At 70.3% G+C, this 19,268-nt stretch carries 20 protein-coding genes; 10 read left to right on the top strand and 10 right to left on the bottom strand.

From position 1 onward, the window contains the following. Positions 1 to 6: 6 nt before the first annotated feature. Positions 7 to 630, bottom strand: coding sequence for a hypothetical protein (locus KUM38_RS01395; RefSeq protein WP_217127450.1), 624 nt, complete (start codon positions 628 to 630; stop codon positions 7 to 9). 233 nt (positions 631 to 863) lie between these two features. Then, a complete protein-coding gene (gene ppdK, locus KUM38_RS01390; protein WP_374227027.1) occupies positions 864 to 3,611 on the bottom strand; it encodes a pyruvate, phosphate dikinase in 2,748 nt (915 codons plus the stop codon). Between the two features lie 372 nt (positions 3,612 to 3,983). Between ppdK and KUM38_RS01385 the strand changes: the two genes are divergently transcribed. Then, a complete protein-coding gene (locus KUM38_RS01385; protein WP_374227026.1) occupies positions 3,984 to 5,798 on the top strand; it encodes a CDP-alcohol phosphatidyltransferase in 1,815 nt (604 codons plus the stop codon). On the opposite strand, the gene dusB is transcribed toward KUM38_RS01385, so the two are convergent. Then, positions 5,799 to 6,953 (bottom strand): tRNA dihydrouridine synthase DusB, encoded by a 1,155-nt coding sequence (gene dusB, locus KUM38_RS01380; protein ID WP_217127394.1) that lies wholly within the window; start codon positions 6,951 to 6,953, stop codon positions 5,799 to 5,801. Positions 6,954 to 7,060: 107 nt separating this feature from the next. Between dusB and KUM38_RS01375 the strand changes: the two genes are divergently transcribed. Next, entirely contained in the window at positions 7,061 to 8,506 is a 1,446-nt protein-coding gene (locus KUM38_RS01375) for an MFS transporter (RefSeq protein ID WP_217127393.1), read from the top strand. A 201-nt stretch (positions 8,507 to 8,707) separates the two neighbouring features. Then, complete coding sequence (locus KUM38_RS01370; protein WP_217127392.1) at positions 8,708 to 8,950, top strand: hypothetical protein; 243 nt, start codon at positions 8,708 to 8,710, stop codon at positions 8,948 to 8,950. Between the two features lie 42 nt (positions 8,951 to 8,992). Here KUM38_RS01370 and KUM38_RS01365 read toward each other — a convergent pair whose 3' ends face one another. After that, positions 8,993 to 10,375, bottom strand: coding sequence for a glycine--tRNA ligase (locus KUM38_RS01365; protein ID WP_217127391.1), 1,383 nt, complete (start codon positions 10,373 to 10,375; stop codon positions 8,993 to 8,995). Positions 10,376 to 10,535: 160 nt separating this feature from the next. Here KUM38_RS01365 and KUM38_RS01360 point away from each other — a divergent pair, with 160 nt between their 5' ends. The 4 genes from KUM38_RS01360 to KUM38_RS01345 all read left to right on the top strand — a co-directional run bounded on the left by KUM38_RS01360 (position 10,536) and on the right by KUM38_RS01345 (position 13,754). Beyond that, a complete protein-coding gene (locus KUM38_RS01360) occupies positions 10,536 to 11,576 on the top strand; it encodes a metal ABC transporter substrate-binding protein (protein ID WP_217127390.1) in 1,041 nt (346 codons plus the stop codon). Positions 11,577 to 11,599: 23 nt separating this feature from the next. After that, positions 11,600 to 12,367: a metal ABC transporter ATP-binding protein gene (locus KUM38_RS01355; protein ID WP_217127448.1), complete on the top strand. Its 768-nt coding sequence runs from the start codon at positions 11,600 to 11,602 to the stop codon at positions 12,365 to 12,367. Then, a complete protein-coding gene (locus KUM38_RS01350; protein ID WP_217127389.1) occupies positions 12,367 to 13,269 on the top strand; it encodes a metal ABC transporter permease in 903 nt (300 codons plus the stop codon). The genes KUM38_RS01355 and KUM38_RS01350 overlap by 1 nt, the downstream gene beginning before the upstream one ends. 62 nt (positions 13,270 to 13,331) lie before the next feature. Continuing rightward, positions 13,332 to 13,754: a Fur family transcriptional regulator gene (locus KUM38_RS01345; RefSeq protein ID WP_217127388.1), complete on the top strand. Its 423-nt coding sequence runs from the start codon at positions 13,332 to 13,334 to the stop codon at positions 13,752 to 13,754. Positions 13,755 to 13,778: 24 nt separating this feature from the next. Here KUM38_RS01345 and KUM38_RS01340 read toward each other — a convergent pair whose 3' ends face one another. Genes KUM38_RS01340 through KUM38_RS01315 form a run of 6 tightly spaced genes read right to left on the bottom strand, consistent with a single transcriptional unit; the run spans position 13,779 to position 16,769 of the window. Further along, positions 13,779 to 14,141, bottom strand: a complete 363-nt coding sequence (locus tag KUM38_RS01340; protein WP_217127387.1) for a hypothetical protein — start codon at positions 14,139 to 14,141, stop codon at positions 13,779 to 13,781. Next, entirely contained in the window at positions 14,138 to 14,668 is a 531-nt protein-coding gene (locus KUM38_RS01335; protein WP_217127386.1) for a YcxB family protein, read from the bottom strand. The genes KUM38_RS01340 and KUM38_RS01335 overlap by 4 nt, the downstream gene beginning before the upstream one ends. Before the next feature lie 32 nt (positions 14,669 to 14,700). Beyond that, entirely contained in the window at positions 14,701 to 15,540 is an 840-nt protein-coding gene (locus tag KUM38_RS01330) for an isoprenyl transferase (RefSeq protein ID WP_217127385.1), read from the bottom strand. A gap of 39 nt (positions 15,541 to 15,579) precedes the next feature. Beyond that, positions 15,580 to 16,326, bottom strand: a complete 747-nt coding sequence (gene recO / locus KUM38_RS01325; RefSeq protein ID WP_217127384.1) for a DNA repair protein RecO — start codon at positions 16,324 to 16,326, stop codon at positions 15,580 to 15,582. Between the two features lie 21 nt (positions 16,327 to 16,347). Further along, on the bottom strand, positions 16,348 to 16,563 hold the full coding sequence (locus tag KUM38_RS01320; protein WP_217127383.1) for a hypothetical protein: 216 nt from the start codon (positions 16,561 to 16,563) through the stop codon (positions 16,348 to 16,350). After that, positions 16,560 to 16,769 (bottom strand): hypothetical protein, encoded by a 210-nt coding sequence (locus KUM38_RS01315; protein WP_142195460.1) that lies wholly within the window; start codon positions 16,767 to 16,769, stop codon positions 16,560 to 16,562. The genes KUM38_RS01320 and KUM38_RS01315 overlap by 4 nt, the downstream gene beginning before the upstream one ends. Before the next feature lie 115 nt (positions 16,770 to 16,884). On the opposite strand from KUM38_RS01315, the gene KUM38_RS01310 reads away from it, so the two are divergent. From KUM38_RS01310 to KUM38_RS01300, 3 genes are all read left to right on the top strand, one after another. Beyond that, positions 16,885 to 17,718: a helix-turn-helix transcriptional regulator gene (locus KUM38_RS01310; protein ID WP_217127382.1), complete on the top strand. Its 834-nt coding sequence runs from the start codon at positions 16,885 to 16,887 to the stop codon at positions 17,716 to 17,718. Further along, positions 17,700 to 17,978, top strand: a complete 279-nt coding sequence (locus KUM38_RS01305; protein WP_217127381.1) for a DUF397 domain-containing protein — start codon at positions 17,700 to 17,702, stop codon at positions 17,976 to 17,978. Before KUM38_RS01310 ends, KUM38_RS01305 begins: the two co-directional genes overlap by 19 nt. A 118-nt stretch (positions 17,979 to 18,096) precedes the next feature. Beyond that, complete coding sequence (locus tag KUM38_RS01300; RefSeq protein ID WP_217127380.1) at positions 18,097 to 18,831, top strand: DUF4328 domain-containing protein; 735 nt, start codon at positions 18,097 to 18,099, stop codon at positions 18,829 to 18,831. Positions 18,832 to 19,268: the final 437 nt, after the last annotated feature.

Here is a 19,268-nt window from a genome sequence, read left to right as displayed (position 1 = left end):
CCCTGCTCACAGGGACAGCAGCAGGGAGTCGGTCTTCCCCCGCCGGCGCCGCACATGCCCGCGCCGCCCGGCGAGGACCGCCATCAGCGTCCACGCCACGAGCCCGCCGATCAGACCGTTCAGCCGCCCCGCGGCGTCCACCTCGTCCGCCTGCTCCATGGGCGCCACGCCCTCCGGGTCGAGGAGGACATCGAGCCGGTCCCCCACCTCCAGACCCGAGCCGTCACCGTTGTAGGTGAGACGCTCCTCCAGTTCCTCCCCGTCCGCCGTGCGCAGCGTGAACCGGTGGTTGTCGCCGCCCGTCTCGTCCACACTGTCCGCCACGATCACCACGCTCTCCCGCACCCCGCGCACCTCCAACGCCGCCTCGGGCGCGTACTGGACGGCCCCGACGAGGACGAACAGCCCCGGCACGAGGGACAGCAGGGCGATCCACCCCGCGCGATGGAGCAGCGTCAGGAGGAAGGCGAACGTGAGAAACAGCGGAACCCCCACGGCGATGGGCACCCACACCCACCGCAACGCCAGGTAGGACGCCCCGGCGGTAACGGCCGCGGCGGCCCACCCGAAGAGCACCACCCCGACCGTGCGCCGGAACGACTGCCACGGATCGACGGCGTACCCGCCCATAGCGCTCAACGGCCTGATGCTGCTCCTGCGCATCCGAAACGGCACTGCGTCCCCCCTGTTCCCCGCCGTGGCGGCTCCGTAAGTTCCCGGCACCGGACCCTACACACGCGAAAGGGCGGCACCCCCGCACGGGTGCCGCCCTCTCTTTCGTGGTCCGGAGCCGTCGCCGATCGGTGAGGGTGGTCGGGTGACAGACGACGGCTCCGGGGTTCAAGTGCCCCTCAGGGGGCGGCTCAGCGGTGGTCGCTGCCCGTCGACGTGACGGCCGCGCGGCCGGCCTCCAGGCGGGCGACCGGGATGCGGAACGGGGAGCAGGAGACGTAGTCCAGGCCGACCTCGTGGAAGAAGTGGACCGACTCCGGGTCGCCGCCGTGCTCGCCGCAGACGCCGAGCTTCAGGTCGGGGCGGGTTGCGCGGCCGGCCTTCGCGGCGGCGGCGACCAGCGAGCCCACGCCGTCCTTGTCGATCGTCTCGAACGGCGACACCCCGAAGATGCCCTTCTCCAGGTACGCCGTGAAGAACGAGGCCTCCACGTCGTCCCGGGAGAAGCCCCACACCGTCTGGGTGAGGTCGTTGGTGCCGAAGGAGAAGAACTCCGCCGCCTCCGCGATCTGACCGGCGGTCAGCGCGGCGCGCGGCAGCTCGATCATCGTGCCGATGGCGAGCCTGAGCGAGGTGCCGGTGGTCTGCTCGACCTCGGCGATGACCTGGTCGGCCTCCTCGCGGACGATCTCCAGCTCCTGGACCGTGCCGACCAGCGGGATCATGATCTCCGCGCGCGGGTCGCCCTTGGCGGCCTTGCGCTCGGCGGCGGCCTCCGCGATGGCCCGCACCTGCATGGTGAACAGGCCGGGGATGACCAGGCCGAGACGGACGCCGCGCAGACCCAGCATCGGGTTCTGCTCGTGCAGCCGGTGCACGGCCTGGAGCAGGCGCAGCTCGTTCTCGTGCGGCTCCTGCCGGGACTCGGCGAGGGCGACGCGGACCGACAGTTCGGTGATGTCGGGCAGGAACTCGTGCAGCGGCGGGTCGAGCAGGCGGATGGTGACCGGGAGGCCGTCCATCGCCTCGAAGAGTTCCACGAAGTCCCGCTTCTGGAGCGGGAGCAGGGCCTTCAGGGACTCGTCGCGCTCGGCCTCGGTGTCGGCCAGGATCAGCCGCTCCACCAGCTCGCGGCGGTCGCCGAGGAACATGTGCTCGGTGCGGCACAGGCCGATGCCCTGGGCGCCGAACCTCCGCGCCCGCAACGCGTCCTCGGCGTTGTCGGCGTTGGCCCGCACCCGCAGCCGGCGCTTGCGGTCGGCGAAGGCCATCATCCGGTGCACGGCCTCGACCAGCTCGTCGGCGTCGTCGGCGCCCGGGTGCATCCGGCCCTCGAAGTACTCCACGACCGGGGAGGGGACGACCGGGACCTCGCCCAGGTAGACCTTGCCGGAGGAGCCGTCGATGGAGACGACGTCACCCTCCTCGACCACGTGCCCGCCGGGGACGGTCATCCGGCGGCGCTTGGTGTCGACCTCCAACTCCTCCGCGCCGCAGACACAGGTCTTGCCCATGCCGCGCGCGACCACGGCCGCGTGGGAGGTCTTGCCGCCGCGCGAGGTGAGGATGCCCTCGGCCGCGATCATGCCGTCCAGGTCGTCGGGGTTGGTCTCGCGGCGGATCAGGATGACCTTCTCGCCGGAGCGCGACCACTTCACGGCGGTGTACGAGTCGAAGACCGCCTTGCCGACCGCCGCGCCCGGGGAGGCGGCGATGCCGCGTCCGACCTGCTCGACCTTGGCGTCCTCGTCGAAGCGGGGGAACATCAGCTGGGCGAGCTGGGCGCCGTTGACGCGGGTGAGCGCCTCGGCCTCGTCGATCAGGCCCTGGTCCACCAGCTGCGTGGCGATGCGGAAGGCGGCGCCCGCCGTGCGCTTGCCGACGCGGGTCTGGAGCATCCACAGCTGTCCGCGCTCGATGGTGAACTCGATGTCGCAGAGGTCCTTGTAGTGGTTCTCCAGGGTCTCCATGATCTGCATCAGCTGGTCGTACGACTTCTTGTCGATCGACTCCAGCTCGGCGAGCGGCACGGTGTTGCGGATGCCCGCGACCACGTCCTCGCCCTGCGCGTTCTGCAGGTAGTCGCCGTAGACGCCCTGCTGGCCGCTGGCGGGGTCCCGCGTGAACGCGACACCCGTGCCGGAGTCCGGGCCGAGGTTGCCGAAGACCATGGAGCAGACGTTGACGGCCGTACCGAGGTCGTGCGGGATGCGCTCCTGGCGGCGGTAGAGCTTGGCGCGGTCGCCGTTCCAGGAGTCGAAGACCGCCTTGATGGCGAGGTCCATCTGCTCGCGCGGGTCCTGCGGGAAGTCCCGGCCGGCCTCGGTCTTGACGATCTTCTTGAACTTGGTGACGAGTTTCTTGAGGTCGGCGGCCTCCAGCTCGGTGTCGACGGTGACCTTCTTGGCCGCCTTCGCCGCGTCCAGCGCGTCCTCGAACAGCTCGCCGTCGACGCCGAGGACGGTCTTGCCGAACATCTGGATGAGGCGCCGGTAGGAGTCCCACGCGAACCGGTCGTCGCCGGCCTGCGCGGCCAGGCCCTGCACGGACTTGTCCGACAGACCGATGTTGAGGACGGTGTCCATCATGCCCGGCATGGAGAACTTCGCCCCGGAGCGGACCGACACGAGGAGGGGGTTGTCGGCCTGGCCGAGCTTCTTGCCCATGGTCGCTTCGAGGGCGTCGAGGTGCGCACTCACCTCGTCACGCAGTGCCGCCGGCTCCTCGCCACTGTCGAGGTAGGTCTTGCAGGCCTCGGTGGTGATGGTGAAGCCGGGCGGGACGGGAAGGCCCAGGTTGGTCATCTCGGCGAGGTTGGCCCCCTTGCCGCCGAGCAGGTCCTTGAGGTCCTTGTTGCCCTCGGTGAAGTCGTAGACGAACTTCACGCCCTCAACGCTCGTGCCCGACCGAGCTCCATGGTGATCTTTGTTTTCCGACACGGGTCTCGACTCCTCGAGGACGCGGTGGCTGCCCTGACGGCGAGGAATGTACCCAGATCGAAGGCGCCTGGGTACGTCCACTTGTGCGTCATGTGCCTGTAACCACTCGTCCGCCAGCGGATCGAAAGTCAAAGCTTGGCAAGCCATGACGGTCGAATGTTTTCACTTCTTGAACGCATCAGCCTCCTCAGCACCCTCCCGTTCGCTCACATGAGCAACAATCTCCACGTTTGATTTCGCCCGCTGAACGATCAAGGAGTGGCACTGAGTGCCAACCTTTGAGAAGTGCAGTCGCCCAAGATCCGCTCATCTGAGCGCAACCCTTATCAAGGGTGGCGAGAATCACGCTGCCACAGCGGGCCGGATTCCACCATGCGGACCGGTCCGGCACCCGAAATCCGCCGGTCAGATGAACGCACCGGTCACCCCGCCCGTACGGAACGACGGCGGACCCGGACCCCCACGCCGGGTCCGCCTCCCACCGGGCTCGGTACGGAAGGGACCTCCGGGTTGCCTGTCTTCACACGCCTGCGCGACACACGCGACGCGCACCCCGCCGTCGCCCGCGCCCTCCGCCGGACGCTGCACGCCCTCGCCGCCGCCCTCGTCGTCGGCGCCCTCCTGATGCCGAACACCGCTCCGGCCCTCCGGCCCGACCGGTTCACCCGGATACCGGCGGAGGCGATCATCGGGGCCGTCCTGCTGCTCGCCCTGCCGCGCCGGCCGCGGATCGTCGTGGCGGCGCTGTACGGGGCGGGCATCGGCGTCCTGACCGTGCTGAACCTGCTGGACATCGGGTTCACCGAGTATCTGGGCCGCGGCTTCAACGTCGTGCTCGACTGGGGCCTGCTCGACGACGCCCAGTCCTACGTCGAGGACTCGATGGGCGGCACGGCGGCCACCGCCGCGGCCGTCGGCGCGGTCCTCCTCGCCCTGCTCATCGTGGCCGTCATGGCGCTGGCCACCGTCCGGCTCGGCGACCTGCTGGCCCGGCACCGCGCCCGCGCCGGCCGGGGCGCGCTGATCGCGGGCACCGTGTGGGTCACCTGTACCGCCCTGGGGTTGCAGATCGCCGGTGTGCCGGTCGCCTCCGACCGGGCCGCCGGGGCGTTGAAGGGGCAGACCCGGCGCGTGGTGAACACCCTGCGCGACGAGGCGGCGTTCGCGAAGGAGGCGCGGGCGGACGCCTTCGGCGCCACTCCCCCCGACCAGCTTCTCCCGGACCTGCGCGGCAAGGACGTCGTCATCGCCTTCATCGAGAGCTACGGCCGCACCGCCGTCGAGGACCCGCTGATCGCCCCCGGCATCACCCGCACCCTCGACGCCCGCACCGAGGCGCTCGCGCGGGCCGGCTACCGCGCCCGCAGCGGCTGGCTCACCTCGGCGACGTACGGCGGCAGCAGCTGGCTCGGCCACTCCACGGCCCTGTCCGGCCTCTGGATCGACAACCAGCAGCGCTACCGCACCGTCACCTCCGGCGACCGCCTCACCCTCACCAAGGCGTTCCGCAAGACCGGTGCCTGGGACACCGTCGGCATCATGCCCGGTGTGCAGAAGGCCTGGCCGGAGGCGGAGTGGTACGGCCTCGACAAGGTCTACGACGCCTTCGACCTCGGCTACGAGGGGCCGAAGTTCAGCTGGTCGACCATGCCGGACCAGTACGCCCTGGAGGCCTTCCAGCGGCTGGAGCACGGCAGGAAGCACGACAAGCCGCTGATGTCGGAGGTCATCCTCACCTCCAGCCACCAGCCCTGGGCGCCGATCCCCGAGCTGGTCGACTGGGACGACCTCGGCGACGGCTCGGTCTTCGACGCCGTCCGGAAGGCGGGGAAGAAGTCCTCCGACGTCATCGCCGACTCCACCGAGTCCCGGCAGGAGTACGGCAGGTCGATCCAGTACTCGGTCACCAGCCTCACCCAGTGGCTGGAGCGCTACGGCACCGACGACACCGTGCTCGTCCTCCTCGGCGACCACCAGCCCATCGCCCGGGTCAGCGGCCACGGCGCGAGCCGGGACGTGCCGGTGACGATCGTCGCCAAGGACCCGGAGGTGCTGGCGAAGACCGACGGCTGGAACTGGACCGAAGGGCTCAGGCCCGCCGAGGACGCGCCGGTGTGGAAGATGAGCTCCTTCCGCGACCGCTTCCTGACGGCCTACGGCTCCGTCCCGCACCCCACGAAGGGCTGATCAGCCGCCGGAGGTGTCCAGTTCCGCGTCCTCGCCGACGCCCGCGCAGTCGTAGGGGTCCTTCAGCCAGCCGTCCGGCAGCACCACCCGGTTGTTGCCGGACGTACGGCCGCGGGGCCCGTCGGCGCCGGTGGGCCAGGGCTGGTCGAGGTCCAGCTCGTCGAGCCCGGCCCGCAGCTCCTCCAGCGAGGAGGTGATCGCGAGCCGCTTGCGCATCTCGGAACCGACCGCGAAGCCCTTCAGATACCAGGCGACGTGCTTGCGGAAGTCGATCACGCCGCGCGACTCGTCGCCGATCCACTCCCCCAGCAGCGTGGCGTGCCGGACCATGACGTCGGCGACCTCGCGCAGGGTGGGCCGTACATAGGCGTCCGTACGCCCCTCGAAGGCGGCCACCAGGTCCGCGAACAGCCACGGCCGGCCGAGGCAGCCCCGGCCCACGACCACCCCGTCGCAGCCGGTCTCGCGCACCATCCGCAGCGCGTCCTCCGCCGACCAGATGTCGCCGTTGCCGAGCACCGGGATCTCCGGGACGTGCTCCTTCAGCCGGGCGATGGCGTCCCAGTCGGCGGTGCCGCCGTAGTGCTGGGCGGCGGTGCGGCCGTGCAGCGCGATGGCGGTCACGCCCTCCTCGACGGCGATCCGGCCGGCGTCCAGGTAGGTCAGGTGGTCGTCGTCGATGCCCTTGCGCATCTTCATCGTCACCGGCAGGTCCCCGGCGCCGCTCACGGCCTCGCGCAGGATCGACCGCAGCAGGTTCCGCTTGTACGGGAGGGCCGAACCGCCGCCCTTGCGGGTCACCTTGGGGACCGGGCAGCCGAAGTTGAGGTCGATGTGGTCGGCGAGGTCCTCCTCCGCGATCATGCGGACGGCCTTGCCGACGGTCACCGGGTCGACGCCGTACAGCTGGATGGAGCGCGGCTTCTCGCTCTCGTCGAACCGGATCAGCTGCATGGTCTTGTCGTTGCGTTCGACCAGCGCCCGAGTGGTGATCATCTCGCTGACGAACAGGCCCTTGCCGCCGCTCCACTCCCTGCACAGGGTGCGGAAGGGCGCGTTGGTGATCCCGGCCATGGGGGCGAGCACGACGGGCGGCTGGACCGTGTGCGGGCCGATCTGCAGGGTCGAGGTCGTGGTGGGCGCGAGCGTGGGCATTCCCCCATTGTCCCGCATGCCGAGGGGTACCCGGCACGTCGCCGTACGGAGATCATGTAACGGTCATTAGTTAACCGCACTATCGAAACGCGCGTACGATGGCACCCATGCCCGAGCTCAGCCACGGCCGACGCATGCTGGTGCTCGCGATCTGCTGCATGAGCCTGCTGATCGTGAGCCTGGACAACACGGTCCTCAACGTCGCCCTGCCCGCCATGCAACGGGAGTTCCACGCGAGCACCTCGGGGTTGCAGTGGACCATCGACGCCTACACGCTCGTCCTGGCCTCCCTGCTGATGCTCGCGGGCTCCACGGCGGACCGGATCGGCCGCAGACGGGTGTTCATGGCCGGTCTGGTGGTCTTCACCCTCGGCTCGGTGCTGTGCTCCCTGGCGCCGGACCTGTCGTGGCTGGTCGTGTTCCGGATGGTGCAGGCGATCGGCGGCTCGATGCTCAACCCGGTCGCCATGTCGATCATCACCAACACCTTCACCGACCCCCGCGAGCGGGCCCGCGCGATCGGCGTGTGGGGCGCGGTCGTCGGCATCTCGATGGCCGCCGGTCCGCTGGTCGGCGGGCTGCTGGTGGAGTCGGTCGGCTGGCGCTCCATCTTCTGGGTCAACCTGCCGGTGGGCCTGGCCGCGCTGCTGCTCACCTGGCGCTTCGTCCCGGAGTCCCGCGCCCCGAAGGCCCGCCGCCCGGACCCGGTCGGCCAGCTCCTGGTGATCGTCCTGTTCGGCTCCCTGACGTACGCGATCATCGAGGCCCCGCACGCCTCCCCCGCGTCGATCGCTCCGTACGCCGTCCTGGCCCTGGCCGCCCTCGTCGCCCTCCTGCGCTACGAGCCCCGCCGCCGCGAACCCCTCATCGATCTCCGCTTCTTCCGCTCGGCTCCGTTCAGCGGGGCCACGGTGATAGCCGTGAGCGCGTTCGCCGCGCTCGGCGGCTTCCTGTTCCTGTCCACGCTGTACCTGCAGAACGTGCGGGGCCTGAGCGCCCTGGACGCGGGCCTGTGGATGCTCCCGATGGCCGTCCCGACCTTCCTGTGCGCCCCGCTCTCCGGCCGGCTGGTCGGCGGCCGGGGCCCGCGCCTGCCGCTGCTGGTCGCCGGCGGCGCGATGACGGCCAGCGGGCTCCTCTTCGCCCTCTTCGAGGCCGAGACCTCCGACGCCACCCTCTTCCTCGGGTACGTCCTCTTCGGCGTCGGCTTCGGCTTCGTCAACGCCCCGATCACCAACACCGCCGTCTCCGGCATGCCGACCGCGCAGGCGGGAGTCGCCTCGGCGGTCGCGTCCACCAGCCGTCAGCTGGGCCAGGCGCTGGGCGTCGCGGTGATCGGCGCGGTGCTGGCGGCGGGGGTGGGCTCGTCGTCGTACGCGGAGGCGTTCGTGACGGCGGCGCGGCCGGGGTGGTGGATCCTCGCGGGGTGCGGCTTCGCGGTGCTGGTGGTCGGCGCGCTGACGTCGGGGCGCTGGGCCCGCGGGACCGCCGAACGGACGGCGGAGCGGCTGGAGTCGACGGAGATGCGCCGGAGTGCGGACGTGAGCGCCTGAGCAGTCGGCCCGCTCACCGCGGGCAATCGTGCCGCAGGGCGGCACGGGTGGGCGCGACAGCACCCCGCAAGCGCCGGGCTGCGCGACCCGCCCCGGCCCACAACCACGCGGCCGCGCGATGTTGCCCTCGCCGCACACTCCTTGCCGCCCCCGATCCGGGGCAGTAGAACGACGACACCCCATCCGGACTCCGGAGGAGCCATGCCGCAGATCGACACGAGCAAGATCAGCCGCTGGGACCTGCACGGCCGCGAACACGTCGTACGCGTCCAACGCACCGGCGTACAGCGGACGATCCGGTGTGACACGTGCGGCTGGCGCGGAGGCGCCCGGTTCCTCCCGTGGGTCAAGGCGCAGAAGCATCTGGCGGAGGAACACCAGGCGACGGTGGACCCGTCGAACCGGCGGGCGTCCACGACGAGGCCCCCGGTGCCGGACCACTGAGTGATCCGGCACCGGGGGCCTCGGTGCGAGCCCGCGTAGCGGCTACGCGCCGATCAGACGGGCCGCCAGGTACCCCTCGATCTGGTCGAGCGAGACGCGCTCCTGCTTCATGGAGTCGCGTTCGCGCACGGTCACCGCGTTGTCGTCCAGCGTGTCGAAGTCGACGGTCACGCAGAACGGCGTACCGATCTCGTCCTGCCGGCGGTAGCGGCGGCCGATGGCGCCGGCGTCGTCGAACTCGACGTTCCAGTTCTGCCGCAGCGCCTGCGCCAGACCCTTCGCCTTCGGCGACAGCTCCGCGTTGCGGGACAGCGGGAGCACCGCGACCTTCACCGGGGCCAGGCGGTGGTCGAGCCGCAGCACGGTCCGCTTCTCCATCTTGCCCTTGGCGTTGGGCGCCTCGTCCTCGACGTAGGCGTCGAGCAGGAAGGCGAGCATCGCCCGGCCGACACCGGCCGCCGGCTCGATGACGTACGGCGTCCAGCGCTCGCCGGCCTCCTGGTCGAAGTAGGCGAGGTCCTGGCCGGAGGCCTTGGAGTGGGCGGAGAGGTCGTAGTCGGTGCGGTTGGCGACACCCTCCAGCTCGCCCCACTCGCTGCCGCCGAACTGGAAGCGGTACTCGATGTCAGCGGTGCGCTTGGAGTAGTGGGAGAGCTTCTCCTTCGGGTGGTCGTACCACCGCATGTTCTCCTCGCGCAGGCCGAGACCGGTGTACCAGTTCCAGCGCTGCTCCATCCAGTACTCCTGCCACTTCTCGTCCTCGCCCGGCTTGACGAAGAACTCCATCTCCATCTGCTCGAACTCGCGGGTGCGGAAGATGAAGTTGCCGGGCGTGATCTCGTTGCGGAAGGACTTGCCCATCTGGGCGATGCCGAACGGCGGCTTCTTGCGCGCGGTGGTGTGCACCTGGGCGAAGTTGGTGAAGATGCCCTGGGCGGTCTCGGGGCGCAGGTAGGCGATGGAGCCGGAGTCCTGCGTCGGGCCGAGGTGGGTGGAGAGCAGGCCCGAGAACTGCTTGGGCTCGGTGAAGGTGCCCTTGTTGCCGCAGTTGGGGCAGTTGAGGTCGGCGAGGCCGTTCTCCGGGGCGCGGCCCTTCTTCTCCTCGTACGCCTCCTCCAGGTGGTCCGCGCGGAACCGCTTGTGGCAGGAGGTGCACTCGGTCAGCGGGTCCGTGAAGGTGGCGACGTGGCCGGAGGCGACCCACACGTCCGGGGCCAGGATCACGGACGAGTCGATACCGACCACGTCCTCGCGCGAGGTGACCATGGAGCGCCACCACTGGCGCTTCAGGTTCTCCTTGAGCTCGACACCCAGCGGTCCGTAGTCCCAGGCGGCCTTCGTGCCGCCGTAGATCTCACTACTGGGGAATACGAAGCCACGGCGCTTGCTCAGGCTGACGATGGTGTCGATCTTGTCGGCGGCCACGGTGCTCTCTTCATTACGACGACGGGCGACGAAGCGAGATTGCTTCCAGCGAAGTCCTCAGGCTACCGGCGTGGCCTGCCCCTCGACCAATTCGGTGCCCCCAAAGCCCTCCCACGTGCTTTGTTGACAACGGTTTCCATATTTGTTGAAAATGAGTGTCATGAACGTACGACGACACCACATATCCGCGGCCGCCCTGGCCGCGGTCACCGCCCTCGGTCTCGGCACCCTGACCGCCTGCTCCTCCGACAGCGCCGCCGCGGGCAACACCGACAAGTTCGACGTCGTCGCGTCGTTCTACCCGATGGCCTTCCTCGCCGAGCAGATCGGCGGCGAGCACGTCAGCGTCACCAGTCTCACCGAGCCCGGCCAGGAGCCGCACGACCTGGAGATCAGCGCGAAGCAGACCGCGCAGCTCCAGGAGTCCGACGCGGCCCTCTACCTCAAGGGCCTGCAGCCCACCGTCGACGAGGCCGTCGGCCAGTCCGAGGTCAAGACGAAGATCGACGCGGCGACCCTGACCTCCCTCGAGGAGCACGGCACCGAGGCCGGCGGCCACGCGGACGAGCACGCCGAGGAAGGCCACTCCGAGGAGGAGCACGCCGAGGAGCACGCCGAGGAAGGCCACGCCGAGGAGGAGCACGCCGCCGAGGACGAGCACGGCCACGAGCACGAGGGCGGCAAGGACCCCCACATCTGGCTGGACCCGGTGAAGTACGCCGAGGTCGCCGAGGGCGTCGGCAAGGCCTTCGAGAAGGCCGACCCGGACCACGCCGCCGACTACAAGAAGAACACCGCGGCCCTGGTCGAGAAGCTGAACGAGCTCGACACCACGTTCAAGACCGGCCTGAAGGACAAGAGGACCGACGTCTTCATCACCACCCACTCCGCCTTCGGCTACCTCGCCGAGCGCTACGGCCTGACCGAGGAGTCCATCAGCGGCCTGGACCCCGAGTCCGAGCCCAGCGGCGCGCGCGTGAAGGAACTTGAGAAGATGGCCAAGGCCGACGGCGTCACCACCGTGTTCTACGAGACGCTCGTCAGCGACAAGACCGCCAAGACCCTCGCCGGCGACGCCGGACTGAAGACGGACGTCCTCGACCCGCTCGAGGGCATCACCGACAAGTCCCGCGGCGACGACTACTTCCAGGTCATGGAGGCCAACCTCAAGGCCCTGCAGACGGCTCTGGGAGCCAAGTGACCGACGAACCACCGGAGGACGGCATGACCGAGCCCGTCATATCCCTGCGCGGCGTCCGCGCCGAGCTGGGCTCGCGCCCCGTCCTGCGCGGCATCGACCTCACCGTGCGCCACGGTGAGGTCGTCGCCCTGCTCGGCGCCAACGGCTCCGGCAAGTCGACCGCCGTGCGCAGCGTCATCGGCCAGGTGCCCGTCACCGCCGGCGAGATCGAACTCTTCGGCACCCCGCGGCACCGGTTCCGCGACTGGGCGCGCGTGGGCTACGTCCCGCAGCGCACCACCGCCGCCGGCGGCGTGCCCGCCACGGTCACCGAGGTCGTCTCCTCGGGCCGCCTGGCCCGCACCCGCTTCGGCCTCTTCCGCAAGGCCGACCGCGAGGCCGTACGCCACGCCCTGGACCTGGTCGGCATGGCGGACCGCGCCAAGGACTCCGTCGACGCCCTCTCCGGCGGCCAGCACCAGCGGGTCCTGATCGCCCGCGCGCTCGCCGCCGCCCCCGAACTCCTGATCATGGACGAGCCGATGGCGGGCGTCGACCTGGCCAGCCAGGAGGTCCTCGCCGAAACCCTGAGGCACCAGGTCTCCGAGGGCGCCACGGTCCTCCTCGTCCTGCACGAACTGGGCCCCCTGGAGCCCTTGATCGACCGGGCGGTCGTCCTGCGCGACGGCTGCGTCCTGCACGACGGCCCGCCCCCCAAGGCGGTCGGCCAGCACGCGCTGCCCGGCCACGACCACGTACACCCGCACGCACCGGCGGGCACCGAACCGATCCGCACGGGACTGCTGAGCTGATGGAGATCCTCGACTACGCCTTCATGCAGCGGGCGCTGCTCGCCGCCGTCCTGGTCGGCGTCACCGCCCCCGCGGTCGGCATCTACCTGGTCCAGCGCCGCCAGGCCCTCATGGGCGACGGCATCGGTCACGTCGCCATGACCGGCGTCGGTCTCGGCTTCCTGCTCAGCTGGTCCCCGGTGTGGATGGCGACGCTCGTCTCCGTCCTCGGCGCCGTCTTCATGGAACTGGTCCGCTGGTACGCCAGGACCCGCGGCGACATCGCCCTCGCGATGCTCTTCTACGGCGGTATGGCCGGCGGCGTGATGTTCATCAACCTCGCCCCCGGCGGCTCCACCACGAACCTCTCCTCGTTCCTCTTCGGCTCCCTGTCCACGGTCTCCGAGTCCGACGTCACCGCGATCTGCCTGCTGGCCGCGTTCGTGGTCGCGATCACCGTCGGTCTGCGCCGGCAGCTGTTCGCGGTCAGCCAGGACGAGGAGTTCGCCCGGGTGACGGGCCTGCCGGTGCGGTTCCTGAACCTGCTCACGGCGGTCACGGCCGCGGTCACGGTCTCCGTCGCGATGCGCGTGGTCGGCCTGCTGCTGGTGAGCGCGCTCATGGTGGTGCCCGTCGCGGCGGCCCAGCAGCTCACCCGCAGCTTCGCCGCGACCTTCGCCATCGCCGTCGCGATCGGCGTGAGCGTGACCATCGGCGGCACGGTCACCTCGTACTACCAGGACGTGCCGCCCGGCGCGACGATCGTGCTGCTGACCATCGCCGCGTTCATCGCGCTGACCGCGCTGGCCGCCCCGCTGGCCCGCCGCCGCGCCCGGGCACTGGCCGCCGCACAACCCGGCGGCGACCCCGCCGAGTGCGCCATTCCGGCCGGCCGCAAGGCCGGCGACACGGTCGGCGCCTGACTGCCCTCCGCCCGGGCTGGCACAATGGCCCGGGCAGAGGCCAGAGATGAGGAGGCATCCCCGTGACGACCGCAGGACCGCCCGTGAAGGGCCGCTCCACCCGGCAGCGTGCCGCTGTGGCGGCCTGCCTCCAGGAGGTCGACGAGTTCCGCAGCGCGCAGGACCTCCACGACATGCTCAAGCACAAGGGCGACTCCGTCGGCCTGACCACGGTCTACCGCACGCTGCAGTCCCTCGCCGACGCCGGCGAGGTCGACGTCCTGCGCACCGCCGACGGCGAGTCCGTCTACCGCCGCTGCTCCACCGGCGACCACCACCACCACCTGGTCTGCCGCAGCTGCGGCAAGGCGGTGGAGGTGGAGGGCCCGGCCGTGGAGAAGTGGGCCGAGGCCATCGCGGCGGAACACGGCTACGTCAACGTGGCCCACACCGTCGAGATCTTCGGCACCTGCGCGGAGTGCGCGGCCGCCGCGAACGCCGGCTGAGACCGCGGCGACGGCGGACCCCCTTCAGGGCAGCATGTCGCCGCGGTTCACGCAGGAGTACGAGCCGTCGTCGTTCCGGCCCACACTCTCGTGGGACCAGCAGTGCAGCATCGGCGCGAGCGTCCACAGCCGCACCGCGACGAGGGCGCCCAGGACGACGGCGGCACCCCACCCCGCGTACGACCGCCGCCCCGCGAGCGCCAGTCCGCCGGCGGCGAGCAGCGCCGCGCACACCAGCAGGTACACGGCGAGCGGCGCCAGGTTCTCCCGCAGTCCCGGGAAGGACTCCATCTCCACCGTGCTGCCGAAGGCGAGGAGCACGGCCAGCCCCGCGCAGGCGAGGACGACGGCCGCCGCACACCCGCGGGCGGCACGGGCGACCGTCATACGCGGGCGAGGTGCCGGCCGAGCAGGGCCCGCAGGCGCTGGAGGTCCTCCTCGCCGCGCAGGCCGCGCTTGGGCTCGACCTCCAGCACCAGGATGCCCGGGTCGCGGCTGAGCAGCACCAGGTGCTCGGGGGTCTCGCGGTAGCCGCGGAACAGCGTCCAGCGCTGCACCACCGTCGTGTGCTCGGTCTCGACCGTGATCCCGGCGTCGGTCACCGTGACGCGGTACTCGCCCTGCCACGAGACGGCCCGGAACACCTGGCCGGCCTGGATCCGGGGCGTGCCCCAGATCAGGACCGCGGTCAGCAGCGAGAGCGCGGTCAGCACCGCGGCGTCCGCCCCTCCGAGCGCGGTGAACGCGGCGAACCCGGTGAACAGCACGACGAACATCCACCGCACCGGCGCCACCCCGCGCACGCGTGCACGGACCTGGATGCCCTGGAGGATGTCGGCGCGCGTCGGCCGGTAGACCAGCTCGACGGCGTCGGTGCCCCTGTCCTGAACGGTGTCCCGCCCCTGGTGATCCATGAGGCGGAACCCTAACGTCCCGCGTCCGGGCGTCAGCTCTCGGGCTGCTCGCCCTTCATGGCCAGCAGTTCCTCGTTCGGGATCGCCCCGCCGAACCGCCGGTCCCGGGAGGCGAACTCCAGACACGCCCGCCACAGGTCACGGCGGTCGAAGTCCGGCCACAGCACGTCCTGGAAGACCATCTCGGCGTAGGCGCTCTGCCACAGCAGGTAGTTGGACGTGCGCTGCTCACCGCTCGGCCGCAGGAACAGGTCCACGTCCGGCATGTCCGGGTAGTACATGTACTTCTGCAGCGTCTTCTCGGTGACCTTCGACGGGTCGAGCCGCCCGGCCTTCACGTCCTCCGCGAGCGCCTGCGCGGCATCGGCGATCTCCGCGCGCCCGCCGTAGTTCATGCAGAAGTACAGCGTCAGCCGGTCGTTGTCCTTCGTCTGCTCCTGGGCGACCTGGAGCTCCTTGGCCACCGACTTCCACAGCTTGGGCATCCGCCCCACCCAGCGCACCCGGATGCCGAGCTCGTCGAGGGTGTCACGCGTCTTGCGGATGAAGTCCCGGTTGAAGTTCATCAGGAAGCGCACCTCGTCCGGCGACCGCTTCCAGTTCTCGGTGGAGAAGGCGTACAGCGAGATCGCGCCCACGCCCATCTCGACCCCGCCCTGGAGCACGTCCAGCACCCGCTCGGCGCCGACCTTGTGCCCCTCGGTGCGCGGCAGCCCCCGCTCCTTCGCCCACCGCCCGTTGCCGTCCATGACGATCGCCACATGGTTGGGGACCAGCTCCCCGGGGATCTTCGGAGGCCGCGCGCCTGAGGGGTGCGGCTCCGGCGTCCTGTACTCCCGGCGCTGACGCCCCAGGAACCCGCGTACCACCATGTGCTTCTCGTCTCCTCGTGCTGACGTTCCGTGTCGTGCTTACTTCTCGACGTACCGGAGCGAGCGCAGCCCGCGCTCCAGATGCCAGTGCAGGTAGGCGGACACCAGCCCGCTCCCCTCCCGGACGTACCGCGCCTCGCACGCGTCCGCGGTCTCCCAGTCTCCCGTAAGCAGCGCGCCGAGGAGCCCCAGGGCCTGCGGTGAGGGTACGACGCTGCCGGGCACCCGGCAGTCGACACAGACGGAACCGCCGGACGCGACCGAGAAGAACCGGTTCGGCCCGGGCATCCCGCACTTCGCGCAGTCGGTGAAACTGGGCGCGTACCCGTTGACGGCGAGGGAACGCAGCAGGAACGCGTCGAGCACGAGATGCGGCGCGTGCTCGCCCCGCGCCAGCGTCCGCAGGGCCCCGACCAGCAGCAGGTACTGCTGCACCGCCGGCTCGCCCTCGTGGTCGGTGAACCGCTCGGCGGTCTCCAGCATGGCGGTGCCCGCGGTGTACCGCGCGTAGTCGGTGACGATCCCGCCACCGTACGGCGCGATCGTCTCGCTCTGCGTGCACAGCGGCAGCCCGCGCCCGACCAGCTCGCTCCCCTTCGAGAAGAACTGCACGTCCACGTGCGAGAACGGTTCGAGACGCGCACCGAACTTCGACTTCGTCCGGCGCACGCCCCTCGCCACCGCGCGTACCCGTCCGTGACCGCGCGTGAGCAATGTGATGATCCGGTCCGCCTCACCCAGCTTCTGGGTGCGCAGCACGATGCCGTCGTCGCGGAACAGACTCATGGCATCCATTGTCGCCCACGTTCACGGCACCTCCCCCCGGCTCCGGGCATTGGCGTACGCCGTCGCCGCGCGCAGCCGCTCGGCGGGCGTGGCGTGCCGTACGGCACCGGGGTCGGCGTCCCACTCACGGCCGCCGCCGTACGGTCTCAGCTGGACGTAGGGCCCCTCATGCCCCATGACGACGCCGAGCCGCTCGGTCCTGGTGTCCACGACATACGCGCCGACGGGCGGCTTCACCGCACCACCGCCGCCGCGATCCGCCGCGCGGTCTCCACGGAACACCGCCCCAGTTCGACGAGCGGACAGGGCGCCTCCCGCGCAAGACTCACCGGGTCCAGCCCCAGTGACGGCAGGGAAATTCCGGCCTTCGCGAGTGCCGCCCGCAATTCCTTCACCACTTCCTCCGCTTCTTCGACGCAGAGCGCCGAGTGTCGTGCCTTCACGGTGATCCCCTCGCTTTTCCGTTTTCACTCTTCGCGCCTCCAGAATGCCGTGCCGCACCTACACTCGGCAGGAGGCTGTGCGCTACAAGTGCGGGTCAGCACAAGGGGGTTGGTTATGGCCAATGGTTCGCGTCAGGCGGCGTGGGAGTTCTTCGGCACGGAACTGAAGCGGCGACGCGAGGACGCGGGGTTCACGCAGGTGGAACTGGGTGTGCGGGTGTTCGTTTCGGGCGGCTACATCGGCCAGTTCGAACAGGCGATTCGCAAGCCGCAATTGGATGTGGCGCAGCGGATCGACGGGGTACTGCAAACCGACGGTATTTTCGAGCGGATGTGGCGCAAGCTCATCAAGGACCAGAGCTATACGGAGTACTTTGCGCACGCAGCCGAACTGGAACGACTGGCGACGGAAATCTGCGAGTACGCGCCGGCTGTGGTTCCAGGGTTGCTGCAAACACGGGAGTACGCGCAGGCGATGTTCCTGGCGGGCAATCCGTTCGCCACCGACGAGTACATCGAGGAACTGATCAGGGGGCGCATGGAGCGGACGCAGGTCCTCAAGGACGCCACTCGGCCTGTGTATTGGGCGGTACTGCACGAGACGGTACTGCGCGTCCCCGTGGGCGGTCCGGCGATCATGGCGCACCAGTTGGACCACATCGCGGCCATGGCGCGCGAGCGCAAGGTGCTGGTGCAAGTGCTCCCGTTCGCCGCAGGGGCGCACCCGGCCATGGGCAAGCAGATGAAGCTCATGGAGTTCGAGGACGCACCGCCCACCGTCTATACAGAGGGCGTGTTTTCGGGAAGCCTGCTGGACGAACCGGCGCTGGTGAAGCGAGTCCGGGCGTCTTACGATCACATCAGGGCCGCCGCGCTGTCGTCGGAGGCGTCCCTGCCCCTGATCGAGTCGGCTGCGGAGGACTACAGACGATGCGCGAGTTCGACCTGAGCAACGCATGCTGGCGCAAGAGCAGCTACAGCGGCGGCGACGGCGGCGAGGACTGCGTCGAAGTCGCATACGACTTCCCCGGCGCCGCCCTCTGGCGCAAGAGCAGCTACAGCGGCGGCGACGGCGGCGAGGCATGCGTCGAAGTCGCCGACGGACTTCCCGGCGTCGTACCCGTCCGGGACAGCAAGGTGGACGGTGGACCGGTGATCGTCGTCGGGTCGGCCGCCTGGACGGAGTTCATAGGCGGCATCGGTCGCTAAGAGGCCCTGACCGCAGACGAATTGATGTGGACGGCCGCTCGCCGTCCGACGTATCGTGCGTCCGCGCGCGATCTTCCGCGGGTGTTCTCCGTCTTACCGCCCGTGGGGGATCATCGCCATGCTCACATCCAAGGATGGGCTCAGCCCGCATCCACCGCTGTCCAGCGGCATGCCGCCACTCGCTTCACGTGGCCTCCTCATCGCCGTGGTGGCGGCGTTCGCGGCCGCCGCGTTCGGCGACCTGTTCGCCGTGTACACCGGTGTCCGGCTCCGCGCGGTGGTCGACGGCGACGTGACCGCGTCGAGCCTGGAGGCCGCGTACTCGTTGTACGAGAATGCGGGGCGGGTCCAGGTGGCCACGAGCCTGCTCTGCGCGGTGCTCTTCATCACCTGGTTCTTCCTGACGCGCCGCCGCACCGAGCTCCTGGCACCGAACTGGTTCCGTAAGGGCCCCGGATGGGCGATCGGTGCCTGGTTCATCCCCGTGGCCAACCTGTGGCTGCCGTACCGCATCGCGGCCGACATGTGGAATGCCTGCGCACCGCTGCCGACCGAGGGGAAATCGCACCGGTTGCCGATGTGGCCGGTGAACCTGTGGTGGGGCCTGTTCGTCGGGACGACCCTGCTCGGCCGGTACACCGCCGCACGCCTCGACATGGCCGACTCGCTCGCCGGGCTCAGCGACGCCGTGACGCTGTACCTGGCCGTCGACCTCCTGTACGCCGCCACCGCCGGGGCCGCCGTGGTGTTCACGGTACGGCTGACAGCCCTGGAGCGACTGAAGGCAGCCGAGGGACCGTACTGTGACCGTCGGTCGGGGGTTTCCCTGGACGGAGTTCATACGCACCGTTGAGCCACTCGCTTCTTTGCCAGTGTCGTGCTTCCGCGAGCCGCGTCAAGGGCGCTGCGTTCCGCTGCGCTCCACTCCGCGTCGCCTACGGCGATGGCCCTCCGGGCCACCCTTGACCCGGCTCGCTCCAGCACGAGGAAGAAGCGAGCGAGCGGCCCGGAAGAACGGGTGGCCCACGTACGCCTGCGATCCGAGGCCGGCTGCCCGGTCACCCGGGGTTCACGAACGCGCTCGCGTCTCGCCCGCACGCCGGGCCGGCTCAGCGGCCAACGGTGGGTGGGTGGCGGGATGCCACGCCAGGCCCAGCGGCCGGTGCCCAGCAGTCGCGAGAGAGTCCGGCCAGGTGGGGAGACCTTCCCTGTCCCGGCTCTGCGGGGCCAGGGGCGGGGATGCCTTGCTGAAAGGTGTGAACAATCAGCGGGCACCTGCCCTTAGAACGC

It is taken from the genome of Streptomyces sp. AC558_RSS880, from assembly GCF_019049255.1.
Taxonomy (GTDB): domain Bacteria; phylum Actinomycetota; class Actinomycetes; order Streptomycetales; family Streptomycetaceae; genus Streptomyces.
Note: the sequence above shows the minus strand (reverse complement) of the source record. Positions and strands in the feature narration are given on the sequence as shown.

Excerpts from the sequence above, each read along its gene's own strand:
- KUM38_RS01395 (WP_217127450.1), bottom strand. The coding sequence starts at position 630 with ATGGGCGGGTACGCCGTCGATCCGTGGCAGTCGTTCCGGCGCACGGTC.
- KUM38_RS01385 (WP_374227026.1), top strand. The coding sequence starts at position 3,984 with ATGCGGACCGGTCCGGCACCCGAAATCCGCCGGTCAGATGAACGCACC.
- dusB (WP_217127394.1), bottom strand. The coding sequence starts at position 6,953 with ATGCCCACGCTCGCGCCCACCACGACCTCGACCCTGCAGATCGGCCCG.
- KUM38_RS01375 (WP_217127393.1), top strand. The coding sequence starts at position 7,061 with ATGCCCGAGCTCAGCCACGGCCGACGCATGCTGGTGCTCGCGATCTGC.
- KUM38_RS01370 (WP_217127392.1), top strand. The coding sequence starts at position 8,708 with ATGCCGCAGATCGACACGAGCAAGATCAGCCGCTGGGACCTGCACGGC.
- KUM38_RS01360 (WP_217127390.1), top strand. The coding sequence starts at position 10,536 with ATGAACGTACGACGACACCACATATCCGCGGCCGCCCTGGCCGCGGTC.
- KUM38_RS01355 (WP_217127448.1), top strand. The coding sequence starts at position 11,600 with ATGACCGAGCCCGTCATATCCCTGCGCGGCGTCCGCGCCGAGCTGGGC.
- KUM38_RS01350 (WP_217127389.1), top strand. The coding sequence starts at position 12,367 with ATGGAGATCCTCGACTACGCCTTCATGCAGCGGGCGCTGCTCGCCGCC.
- KUM38_RS01340 (WP_217127387.1), bottom strand. The coding sequence starts at position 14,141 with ATGACGGTCGCCCGTGCCGCCCGCGGGTGTGCGGCGGCCGTCGTCCTC.
- KUM38_RS01335 (WP_217127386.1), bottom strand. The coding sequence starts at position 14,668 with ATGGATCACCAGGGGCGGGACACCGTTCAGGACAGGGGCACCGACGCC.
- KUM38_RS01330 (WP_217127385.1), bottom strand. The coding sequence starts at position 15,540 with ATGGTGGTACGCGGGTTCCTGGGGCGTCAGCGCCGGGAGTACAGGACG.
- recO (WP_217127384.1), bottom strand. The coding sequence starts at position 16,326 with ATGAGTCTGTTCCGCGACGACGGCATCGTGCTGCGCACCCAGAAGCTG.
- KUM38_RS01310 (WP_217127382.1), top strand. The coding sequence starts at position 16,885 with ATGGCCAATGGTTCGCGTCAGGCGGCGTGGGAGTTCTTCGGCACGGAA.
- KUM38_RS01305 (WP_217127381.1), top strand. The coding sequence starts at position 17,700 with ATGCGCGAGTTCGACCTGAGCAACGCATGCTGGCGCAAGAGCAGCTAC.
- KUM38_RS01300 (WP_217127380.1), top strand. The coding sequence starts at position 18,097 with ATGCTCACATCCAAGGATGGGCTCAGCCCGCATCCACCGCTGTCCAGC.